Annotated in this window: 11 protein-coding genes and 1 other RNA gene; 10 read left to right on the plus strand and 2 right to left on the minus strand. The window is 67.9% G+C overall.

What is annotated here, in order from left to right:
* The first annotated feature begins 60 nt into the window (after positions 1 to 60).
* The 9 genes from QN347_RS12495 (at position 61) to QN347_RS12535 (ending at position 7301) form a co-directional block, all read left to right on the plus strand.
* Positions 61 to 2352: a chemotaxis protein CheA gene (locus tag QN347_RS12495; protein WP_322159613.1), complete on the plus strand. Its 2292-nt coding sequence runs from the start codon at positions 61 to 63 to the stop codon at positions 2350 to 2352.
* Positions 2352 to 2780, plus strand: a complete 429-nt coding sequence (locus QN347_RS12500) for a chemotaxis protein CheW (protein WP_322159611.1) — start codon at positions 2352 to 2354, stop codon at positions 2778 to 2780. The genes QN347_RS12495 and QN347_RS12500 overlap by 1 nt, the downstream gene beginning before the upstream one ends.
* Before the next feature lie 65 nt (positions 2781 to 2845).
* Positions 2846 to 3211, plus strand: coding sequence for a response regulator (locus QN347_RS12505; RefSeq protein ID WP_189676892.1), 366 nt, complete (start codon positions 2846 to 2848; stop codon positions 3209 to 3211).
* Between the two features lie 9 nt (positions 3212 to 3220).
* Complete coding sequence (locus QN347_RS12510; RefSeq protein ID WP_322159609.1) at positions 3221 to 4312, plus strand: chemotaxis protein CheB; 1092 nt, start codon at positions 3221 to 3223, stop codon at positions 4310 to 4312.
* 62 nt (positions 4313 to 4374) lie between these two features.
* Positions 4375 to 5169, plus strand: a complete 795-nt coding sequence (locus tag QN347_RS12515) for a protein-glutamate O-methyltransferase CheR (RefSeq protein WP_322164086.1) — start codon at positions 4375 to 4377, stop codon at positions 5167 to 5169.
* An 89-nt stretch (positions 5170 to 5258) separates the two neighbouring features.
* Complete coding sequence (locus QN347_RS12520; protein WP_133187425.1) at positions 5259 to 5948, plus strand: N-acetylmuramoyl-L-alanine amidase; 690 nt, start codon at positions 5259 to 5261, stop codon at positions 5946 to 5948.
* 11 nt (positions 5949 to 5959) lie between these two features.
* Positions 5960 to 6352, plus strand: an RNA gene (rnpB, locus tag QN347_RS12525) — RNase P RNA component class A.
* 80 nt (positions 6353 to 6432) lie between these two features.
* Complete coding sequence (locus QN347_RS12530; RefSeq protein ID WP_133187427.1) at positions 6433 to 6978, plus strand: J domain-containing protein; 546 nt, start codon at positions 6433 to 6435, stop codon at positions 6976 to 6978.
* Positions 6975 to 7301, plus strand: a complete 327-nt coding sequence (locus QN347_RS12535) for a hypothetical protein (protein ID WP_322159606.1) — start codon at positions 6975 to 6977, stop codon at positions 7299 to 7301. Before QN347_RS12530 ends, QN347_RS12535 begins: the two co-directional genes overlap by 4 nt.
* Positions 7302 to 7363: 62 nt before the next feature.
* Here the strand turns inward: QN347_RS12535 and QN347_RS12540 are convergent, their stop codons facing one another.
* Entirely contained in the window at positions 7364 to 8431 is a 1068-nt protein-coding gene (locus QN347_RS12540) for a serine hydrolase (protein ID WP_323494046.1), read from the minus strand.
* 30 nt (positions 8432 to 8461) lie between these two features.
* Between QN347_RS12540 and QN347_RS12545 the strand changes: the two genes are divergently transcribed.
* Positions 8462 to 8806 (plus strand): hypothetical protein, encoded by a 345-nt coding sequence (locus tag QN347_RS12545; RefSeq protein ID WP_133187432.1) that lies wholly within the window; start codon positions 8462 to 8464, stop codon positions 8804 to 8806.
* A 13-nt stretch (positions 8807 to 8819) separates the two neighbouring features.
* Here the strand turns inward: QN347_RS12545 and QN347_RS12550 are convergent, their stop codons facing one another.
* Positions 8820 to 9230: a SufE family protein gene (locus QN347_RS12550; RefSeq protein ID WP_322159602.1), complete on the minus strand. Its 411-nt coding sequence runs from the start codon at positions 9228 to 9230 to the stop codon at positions 8820 to 8822.
* Positions 9231 to 9324 lie beyond the last annotated feature (94 nt).

Below are 9324 nucleotides of genomic sequence, written 5' to 3' on the forward strand. Positions count from 1 at the left end.
GCTATACCCGCCCTTAACCATTCTTCGGCCATGGTATTCCGTAGCGTTTCGCGGGGACTCATGGACGACCTTTTACAGGAATTTATCGCGGAGACGCGCGAGACGCTCGAGGCACTCTCGGGCGAGATCGTCGCGTGGGAATCGGCGCCCGGCGACCGTGACCGGCTCGATTCGATCTTTCGCTTCGTCCACACCGTCAAAGGGAGCTGCGGCTTTCTCGACCTGCCGCGACTCGCGCGGCTGAGCCATGCCGCCGAGGACGTGCTCGCCGCGGTCCGCGCGGGCGAGCGCACCCCCGATACCGCGCTCGTCAACGCTGTGCTCGCCATCGTCGACCGGATCGGCGAACTGGTCGAGGCGATCGATGCCGGCCATGCCGTCGATGATTCGGGCGAGGATCTGCTCGTCGCTGCGCTCGATTCCGGCGCGCAGGCCGCCGCGCCGGTGAGCGTGGTTACACCGAGCCGCGCGCCGAGCCGCAGCGTGCGCCTGAACGTCGACCTGCTCGACCGGATGATGAGCGGCATGTCCGACATGGTGCTGGCGCGCAACGAGCTCGCGCGGCGGCTGCGCGACGACGGCGCCGACCCGAGCGTCGAGGCGGCGCTCGAGCGGCTGTCGCTGACCGTTGCCGAGATGCGCGACACCGTCACGCGGACGCGGATGCAGAAGATCGATGCGCTGTTCTCGGCGCTGCCGCGGATGGTGCGCGATACCGCGGCCGAGCTCGGCAAGTCGGTGACGCTGCAGATCGAGGGGAGCGACGTCGAGCTCGACCGCGAGATGATCGAGATGATGCGCGATCCGCTCGTCCACATCATCCGCAACTCGATCGACCACGGGATCGAGCCGCCCGCGCTCCGCCGTCTGGCGAAGAAGCGCGAGAATGGCTGGCTCAACGTTTCCGCCCGGCAATCGGGCAACCAGATCATCATCGAGATTTGCGACGATGGCCGCGGGATCGACGTCGATGCGCTGATCGCCAAGATCGCGCAGGAGGGCCGCCGCAGCGAGGCCGAGTTGCGCGCGCTGAGCCCACAGGCGAAGCTCGACCTGATCTTCGAGCCCGGCCTGTCGACCAAGACGGTCGTCACCGCGATCTCGGGGCGCGGCGTCGGGATGGACGTGGTGCGCGCCAATGTTGAACAGATCGGCGGGCGGATCGAACTGTTCAACACGCCGGGGACGGGCCTGCGGATCGCGATCCATGTGCCGCTGACGCTGTCGATCATGTCGACGATCGGCGTCGGCGTGCGCGACCAGCGCTTTGCGATCTCGCGCCAGGCGATCGAGGAGATCGTCCGCGTCGGGGGGCAGACGATCCGCATCGACCGGATCGGCGATACGCTGACCGCGACCGTGCGCGACCGGCGGATGCCGCTGATCGATTTGAGCGATATGCTCGGCTTTGCGCCGCTCGACCCGGCGATGCTCGTCATCGTCAGCGTGTCGGGGGGGAGCTATGCGCTCGCGGTCGACGCGGTGCTCGATCATGAGGAACTGGTCATCAAGCCCGCCGCGCCCGCGATCATGGCGACGGGGATCTATGCCGGCCAGACGCTGCCCGACAGCGGGCTGCCGATGCTGATGCTCGATTGTGCGGGAATCGCGCACGTCGCCGGGCTGGTGTTCACGCGCGCGACCGCCGCCGACGAGGACGCCGTGGTCGAGGCCGTGCCGGGGGTGCAGGCCTTGCTGTTCGAGGATCTCGACGGGTGCCGCCGGATCGTGCCCTTGTCGGTGATCGACCGCGTCGAACCCGTCGCGACGGGCGCGATCCGCATGTCGGCGGGGCGGTTGCGGCTGTCGGTCGAGGGGGGGATCATCCCGCTCGTCGCGCTCGGCGAATGGGCGGCGCTGCCGACGGTCTCGGTGCTGCGGCTGCGCGATGGCGCGACCGAGATCGCCTATGCGATCAAGGAAGCGCTCGACATCGTCGAACTGCCGAGCGCAATCGTGCCGGCGCATGCGGTCGGGCCGATCGCGGGCGTCGTCGCGATCGACGGCGAGCAGATCGAAGTGCTCGACCTGTTCTGGATCTTCTCGGCGCACGGCGGCGGCGAGGCCGAACCCGACGCGCCATTGTGCCTGCTCGACAGCGCCGAATCGGCGTGGATGACGACCTTTCTCAAGCCCGTGCTCGAAGCGTCGGGATACCGCGTCACCGATGCGCTTCGCCCGGGCGAAGTGCCGCGCGTGCTGGTGCGGATGGAAAGCGACGCCGCGCCGTCGGCGAGCCAGATCCCGGTCGTCCGGCTGCGGCGCGATGCCGAAGGCGCCAGCGACACGATTTTCCGCTACGATCGCCCCGCCGTGCTGGCGGCGGTCGCGCGCTCGGCAGGAGGCCGCTGATGCCACTCTTCCTGATCGCGCAGATCGCCGGTCGCATCGTCGCGATCGAATCGGACCAGGTCGAATCGGTGGTCGATATCGGGACGATCATCCCGGTGCCGCGCGCCGACCATCACGTCCGCGGGCTTGCCGCTTTGCGCAGCCGCGTGGTGACCGTAATCGACACGCGTGCCGCGCTCGGGCTCGAGCCCGGGACGACCGCCGCGACGCGCGCGGTGATCACGATCGTCGACGGGCACCATTATGCGGTGCTGGTCGATGCGCTCGACGATGTCGCGCCGTTCGAGCTCGCGCCGCTGGCGGCGGGGATCGTGCTCGACAAGGGGTGGCTGACCGTCGGGCGCGGGATCATCGAGCGCGACGGCGAGCCGATCCTCGCGATCGGCCTGGCGGCGCTCATTCCGCGCGGACTGGCGCTTGCGGCGTGAGATTAACGGGACGCTTACGCATTTCGGGCAAAGTCCGTCATAGCGTGCTCTAACAGGGTGAATTCATGAAAACCTGCCTCGTCGTCGACGATTCGAAGGTGATCCGCAAGGTCGCCCGCCACATCCTGGAGACGCTCAACTTTCGTGTCACCGAAGCCGGCGATGGCCGCGAGGCGCTCGATTCGTGCCTCGCCTGCGCGCCCGACGTCGTGCTGCTCGACTGGAACATGCCCGTGATGAGCGGCATGGATTTCCTGCGCGCGCTGCGCGACAGCGCGATCGCGAGCCGCCCCAAGGTGGTGTTCTGCACCACCGAAAACGGCATGGCGCACATCCGCGCCGCGATCGAGGCGGGTGCCGACGAATATGTCATGAAGCCGTTCGACCGCGAAACGCTCGAAAGCAAGCTTCAGATTGTCGGCATGGCCTGAGGGCGCATGATGCCCCTGGCTCCCTCCCTCATCGCCGGAAGCGCGGTCGACGACTCGCCACGGGTGCTGATCGTCGATGATTCGGCCGTGGCGCGCGCGGTAATCGCGCGGGCGCTGGAAGGCGGGCGCTTCATCGTCGCGGGCGCTGTCTCGAACGCCGACGCGGCGCTCGCGTTTCTGCGCGCGACACCGGTCGATGCGGTCGTGCTCGATATTGAAATGCCCGGGACCTCGGGGCTGGCGGCACTGCCCGATCTGATCGTCGCGGGGCAGGGGGCCAAGGTGCTGATCGTCTCGTCCGCCGCCGCCGAAGGCGCTGCCGCGACGATCGAGGCGCTCGCGCTCGGCGCGGCCGACACGCTGATGAAGCCCGGCGTGGGCGATTTCGCGGGGCGGTTCTCGGTTGCGATCGTCGAGAAGCTGCGCCGCCTGCTGGCGGTCGAAACCCCCGCCGAGACGCCGTTTGGGCTGTCGCCGCGACGCCCCGAATCCGATGGCGCCAGCGCTGCGCTCGCGACGGGGCAGGGGTTCGACATCGTCGCGATCGGCGCCTCGACCGGCGGGATCCACGCGCTCGCCAGCCTGCTGCGCGAGCTGCCCGTGTCGTTCCCGCTGCCGATCCTGATTACCCAGCATTTGCCGGGCTCGTTCATGCCGTTCTTTGCAGCCCAGGTCGCGATGATGGCGGACCGACCGTGCGACGTCGCGACCGATTCGATGCGGATCCGCCCCGGCCGGACGATCGTCGCGCCGGGCGATGCGCATATGCGCGTCGTCAGCACCGGCGACGGCGCCGCGATCCGGCTGAGCAGCGAGGCCAGCAAGAGCGGCTGCATGCCCTCGGTCGATCCGATGTTCGACAGCCTGGGTGAGGTTTACGGCGCGCGCGCGCTCGGGATCGTGCTGAGCGGCATGGGGCGCGACGGGAGCGACGGCGCACGCCGGCTGGTCGATCGCGGCGGGATCGTTCTTGCGCAGGATCAGGCGAGCTCGGTCGTGTGGGGCATGCCGGGCGCGATCGCGACGGCCGGGCTCGCCAGCGCGCTGCTGCCGCCGGCCGAGATCGGCCGGATCGTCGCGACGCGGCGACGTCCGGCATGAGCGATGGCAGCGACGCGCTGAAGTTCAACCTGCCGTTCGAACGCGCTTCACCTGCGGGCACGATGGGCGTGCTGACCGCGATCCTCGAGTCTCGCACCGGGCAGCAGCTCGGCGCGAACCGCGCGTGGCGGATCGAGACCGAGCTCACCCCGCTGATGCGCGACCTCGGGCTCGCTTCGCTCGAGGCGCTGGCGGTGGCGGCACAGCGCTCGCCGACGATTGCCGAGCAGGTCGCCGACGCGCTGCTCAACCAGGAAAGTTCGTTCTTTCGCGACGCCGCTGTGCTCGATCTGGTCGCGAGAGCGCTCGCCGCGATGCGCGTCGACCATCCCGAACGGCGGCTGCGGATCTGGTCCGCGGGTTGCTCGTTCGGCCAGGAGCCGTTGTCGCTCGCAATGCTGTTTGCCGAACAGCCGGCGCTCGCCGGGGCTGCGATGCCCGAGATCGTCGCCACCGACGTGTCCGAGGCGGCGCTCGCGCGGGCGCGCAGCGGGCGCTACTCGCAATTCGAGATTCAGCGCGGGTTGCCGATCCGCCGCATGGTCGAATGGTTCGACACCGATGGCACCGACTGGATCGCCAAGCCCGATCTCGTCCGCCGCATCGCGTTTCGTCGGATGAACCTGGTCGCCGGCGCGCTGCCGTCGGGGCGCTTCGACGTCGTGCTGTGCCGCAACGTTCTGCTATATCTGACCCCCGAGGATCGCCGGCAGATCCTCGACCGGTTCGCCACGATCCTGCAGCCCGGCGGCGTGCTCGTGCTGGGTGCGGGCGAGACCACAATCGGCCAGACCGAGGCATTCCAGCCGAGCCCGACGTATCGCGGCCTCTACGAACGCCACGCATCGAGCGTTTGACGGGCTCGGCCACCAGCCGTTGCTGACGGGGTTCCTTGTCGCGCGCGTCCGTGCTTAAGCTCTGGTTTGGCTTGCGTAGGGACCTCCCCATGACGATCATCGAAACGCCCTCGCCCAATTTCGACGACCGCTCGCTGCCGGTGTCGATGATCGTGCTGCACTACACCGGCATGCAGACCGGACAGGCGGCGATCGACCGCCTGCGCGACCCGGAAGCGAAGGTCTCGGCGCATTATCTCATCGCCGAGGACGGGCAAGTGCTGCGCATGGTGCCCGAGGACAAGCGCGCGTGGCACGCCGGAAAATCGTGCTGGCGCGGGATCGAGGACGTCAATTCGGCGAGCATCGGGATCGAGATCGTCAATCCGGGGCACGAATTCGGCTATCGCCCTTTCCACGAGGAGCAGATCGATGCGCTGATCCCGTTGGTTGCGGGGATCACCGAACGCCACGGGATCACGCGCGGCAACGTCGTTGGCCATTCGGACATCGCGCCGGCGCGCAAGCAGGACCCGGGTGAGCTGTTCCCGTGGAACCGGCTCGCCAAGGTGCGGCTCGCTTTGCCGCGACCGACCAAGAAACTGCTCGACCCCATGTGGGCCGATGCCGGCTTCCTCGTCGCGCTCGAGCGCTTCGGCTATGACGTGCGCGACAAGCTCGCCGCGGTCGTCGCGTTCCAGCGGCGCTTCCGCCCCGAGCTGATCGACGGCGTGATCGACGGCGAATGCCGCAGCATCCTGCTCGCACTGCTGTTGCCAAAGCCGCAAGGGGACGACTAAGGAACGCGCAGCCAGAGGGTCGGGCGGCCGCGGGTATCTTTGGATACGCGAGGAAAGTCCGGGCTCCGCGGAACGACGGTGCCGGGTAACGCCCGGCGGGGGTGACCCCAGGGACAGTGCCACAGAGAGCAGACCGCCGATGTCCGAGCTTCCCGCAAGGGGAGCGAGGAACAGGCAAGGGTGAAAGGGTGCGGCAAGAGCGCACCGCGCGACGGGTAACCGAAGCGGCATGGTAAACCCCACCGGGAGCAAGATCGAATAGGGGTGGCACATGGGCTTCGTTTCAGCTCGTCACCCGGGTTGATTGCTTGAGGCGGCGTGCAAACGTCGTCCTAGAGGAATGGTCGCCTAACCCCGTCGCATGGCGGGGGGGACAGAACCCGGCTTACAGACCCTCTGGCGCTTTTTCGTTTTCGACGCTTTTCATGGGCGTTTCACAAAAGCGTCATGGCGCTATCGCACCGCGATGCTTAGATGGCCCGCTATGGCGCGTACATCATCACGATCGGTCGACTGGGGTTTTCCGCGCTGGCGCGCTTATGGCGAGGCTGGCAGCGAGGCGGCGACCGTGCGGTTGTGCGACCGCCACGGCTGCACCGAAAAGGGCGATTGCCCCGCGCCGAAATCCCCCAACAGCCCGGAACGCTGGTATTTCTGCCAGGTCCATGCCGGCGAATACAATCGCGGCTGGAATTATTTCGAAGGCCTCAGCGCCGAGGAAGCCGCCGAGCGCGAGCGTGCCGAGACGCAGACCGCCGAAGGCTATACCGAATCGCGCCACAATCAGTGGGCGGGGCGCGGTGACGGCAGCCGATCGCGCGACGAGATGCGCGCGCTCGAAGTGCTCGAGCTCGAGGTGGATGCCGAATTCGACGCGGTGCGTGTGGCGTGGCGGCGGCTGGCCAAGTCGAACCATCCCGACGTCCGCCCCGGTGACAAGGAGGCTGCGGCGCGCTTCCTCGCGATCCAGGCGGCGTATGACGTGCTGAAAGCTGCCGAGGAGCAGCGCCAGTGGAAGCCCGAGGCTTGAAGACCGTCCGTTCGGACTGGGCGAACACGCTGCTGGTCTGCAAGAAATGTTCGAAGAAGATCGGCGGCGGGTTCGGGCCGAAGGGCAAGACCGGGCTCGCCAAGGCGCTGCGCGCCGAGCTTGACGTCGCCAAGGGCCGCAAGGGCTCGCTCGGGATTATCGAAGTAAAATGCCTCGGCGTGTGTCCGAAGGGCGCGGTAACGGTGGTGAACGGTGCGGCACCGGGCGAGTGGCTATTGGTGCGCGAAGGCCTACCGATGGCAGCGGTGGCCGCCGAGCTTGGGCTTGGCGCAGCGCCCGATAAGGGCATTCCGCGAGACTAGACGCTCCGGCGTCGCCATCTGGCATTCGTCAAGCGACCACGGTGCTGCGACTCCGCTCGTACCTAGCGCCGGGTCTCTCCCCGAGCGGCGAGCGGGATGCGCTCGACGATCTGCCCGAGGCGGGTGCGCAGCGTCGTGAAGGTGGGCGTGTCATCCTGCGTCTTCCCGAGCCGGACGAGCACGAGCTTCTGATCGGGCGAGGCGATGACGAACTGGCCGAGATGGCCGAGGCACGACACCAACGAGGCGGGGCCGTGGCCGGGGAACAGCGCGGGTCGCCGATCGACCCCGCCGGGCCGGTTGAGCCAGAGCTGGCCGCCATATTCGCGATTGTCGGGCGACGGCGTCTTCATGAAGGCGAGCCAGTCGGGCGCGACGATCTGCGTGCCGTCGGGCGCCTTGCCCGCGAGCAGTACGCTGCCGAGCCGGCCATAATCGTCGAGCGTCATGTAGATCAGCGATCCGCCGATCTGCGTCCCCGCGCCGTCGAATTCTAGCCGGGCGCTGGTGATGCCCGCGGGGGCGAACAGGCGGCGCTCGGCAAACGCCTGATATGCGCGTGCCCGCGCGCGGGGATCGGTGCTGGCGGTCAGTGTGCGCGTGATGATTTCCGACAGGATCAGCGTCGTCAGCGAGCTGTATTCGAACTTGGCGCCGGGCCGGGCCTCGAGCTTGGCGCCGATCGCGCGCGCTGCCATTGCCTGCGATCCGCTGACGAACAGCACTTGGTTGGTGTCCGACGCTTCGACCGGATCGCCGACTTCGGTGTGCGCCAGCCCTGACGCCATATTCAGCAGCATCCGCAGCGTGATCGCACGGCGCGGATCGCCCGCTTCGTGCCATTCGGCGATCGGCGCGGGGGCATCGAGCGCGAGCTTGCCGTCGGCGACGAGGTCTCCGACGAGCAGTGCGGTGACGGTCTTGGCCATCGACCAGCTGATGAAGCGCGTCGCATCGGAATAGCCCGGCGCATAGCGTTTCGCGACGACTTGCCCGTCGCGGAGCAGCAGCGCGGCGCGCGTTTCGCCGACATCGGCGCTGAACAGCGGCGCGAGCGGGCCGGGGTCAGGGGCGGCAACCGATCCGGTCGCGAGCAGTGCGCTCGCCAGCATCAGCCAATGGCTTTTCATTCGCATGGACGAAGACTAGGCTCGGCCGTGATGAATGCAAGACGCCTGATTCTTGGGTCGTTGCTCGCCATGGTGCTGGTCGTGGCGGGGGGCAGTTATGCGTGGGTGCGTGGCCACCGCGCCCAGCTCGAGCTCGGCGTCGGCTACGCCGCGCGAGTCGCGTGCGGGTGCCGTTATGTCAGCGGCCGGCCGCTCGGCGATTGCCACAAGGATTTCGAGCCGGGCATGGAGCCGATCCGGCTGTCCGAAGATCCCGCGACGCGCACCGTGACCGCGTCGGTCCCGCTGATCGCACGGCGCAGCGTGCGCTACGATCCGGTGCTCGGCTGCCAGCCGGAGCGCTTTACGGGGACGCCGCTCGTCGTGCCGCACTGAGCGCGCGCGGGCATCAGGCGTCGGCGTAGCGCGCGGCGGTGTCGCGGATCAGCGCGATCATGTTGGGAATGCCTTGCGTACGGTTCGAGCTCAGCTGGTTTTTGAGATCGAACGGCGCGAGCTCGGTCGGGATGTCGGTGGCGAGGATCGCCGCGGCGGGCTGATCCTGCACCGCGAGCAATACGAGCGCGATGATCCCCTTGGTGATCGCAGCGTTCGAATCGGCGAGGAAGTGCAGCGTGCCGTCGTCCTCCGCCATCGGATAGACCCATACCGAGGCCGAGCAGCCGCGCACCAAGGTCGCATCGGTTTTGAGTGCGTCGGGCATCGGTTCGAGCTCGCGGCCGAGATCGATGAGGAGCCGGTAACGGTCGTCCGCATCGAGGAAGCTATATTCGGATTCGAGTTCGGCGAGGGTTTGCATGGGGGTTGCTATAGTCGCTTCGTGCTGGGTTCGTCACCTTTTTCGCCCCTCCCCTTCAGGGGAGGGGATGGGGGTCTGTCTCTTATACACATCT

Origin of the sequence: Sphingomonas sp. 10B4 (assembly GCF_035019905.1) — a bacterium.
Classification (GTDB): Bacteria; Pseudomonadota; Alphaproteobacteria; order Sphingomonadales; family Sphingomonadaceae; genus Sphingomonas; species Sphingomonas glacialis.

Coding starts and splice junctions, on each gene's coding strand:
- QN347_RS12510 (WP_322159609.1), top strand. CDS start 3,221: ATGCCCCTGGCTCCCTCCCTCATCGCCGGAAGCGCGGTCGACGACTCG.
- QN347_RS12530 (WP_133187427.1), top strand. CDS start 6,433: ATGGCGCGTACATCATCACGATCGGTCGACTGGGGTTTTCCGCGCTGG.
- QN347_RS12520 (WP_133187425.1), top strand. CDS start 5,259: ATGACGATCATCGAAACGCCCTCGCCCAATTTCGACGACCGCTCGCTG.
- QN347_RS12515 (WP_322164086.1), top strand. CDS start 4,375: ATGGGCGTGCTGACCGCGATCCTCGAGTCTCGCACCGGGCAGCAGCTC.
- QN347_RS12495 (WP_322159613.1), top strand. CDS start 61: ATGGACGACCTTTTACAGGAATTTATCGCGGAGACGCGCGAGACGCTC.
- QN347_RS12545 (WP_133187432.1), top strand. CDS start 8,462: ATGAATGCAAGACGCCTGATTCTTGGGTCGTTGCTCGCCATGGTGCTG.
- QN347_RS12505 (WP_189676892.1), top strand. CDS start 2,846: ATGAAAACCTGCCTCGTCGTCGACGATTCGAAGGTGATCCGCAAGGTC.
- QN347_RS12550 (WP_322159602.1), bottom strand. CDS start 9,230: ATGCAAACCCTCGCCGAACTCGAATCCGAATATAGCTTCCTCGATGCG.
- QN347_RS12500 (WP_322159611.1), top strand. CDS start 2,352: ATGCCACTCTTCCTGATCGCGCAGATCGCCGGTCGCATCGTCGCGATC.
- QN347_RS12540 (WP_323494046.1), bottom strand. CDS start 8,431: ATGAAAAGCCATTGGCTGATGCTGGCGAGCGCACTGCTCGCGACCGGA.